At 50.9% G+C, this 475-nt stretch carries 1 pseudogene; it reads right to left on the reverse strand.

The window, feature by feature from the left end:
* Positions 1-27 precede the first annotated feature (27 nt).
* A pseudogene (locus ACTIE6_RS07045) lies at positions 28-475 on the reverse strand (SIS domain-containing protein); the annotation flags it as partial.

Raw genomic sequence — 475 nt, forward strand, 5'->3', positions numbered from 1 at the left:
GACCAGTAACTTCGCGTTTGACATGGTTTACTCCTGATATATATTCACTCCCTGCACTACCCTGCTGATCGAGCCCGAGGCAGACGGACTATCGGGATTAAGCCCCGCGTGCAGCGCACTATAATACCCCATCAATTGCCCCACGAGGGTGGCTGCGATCATTTGATACTCGTTTTCGGGATCCATTTCCAATGATATTTGATTGCTGTTCGGCAGATCAAGTCCGCTTCCGATTTGCAGTGACCTGATCGACCTCGCGTCTTTGGCAGTATCTTCTACCAGATCGCGCTCGTAACGCAGGATGTGCGGGTTTCTTGAAAACAGGTATACCAGCAGCGTATTTTCATTGACAAAAGCCCGCGGCCCGTGCCTGAAACCTAAAAAGGAATCCGACATACATACCTGTTTTCCGTCGGTCAGTTCCAGCAATTTCAGATGGCATTCCCTGGCAATCCCCAGCATTTCGCCGGATCCC

Source organism: Dyadobacter sp., assembly GCF_051859145.1.
Taxonomy (GTDB): Bacteria; Bacteroidota; Bacteroidia; order Cytophagales; family Spirosomataceae; genus Dyadobacter.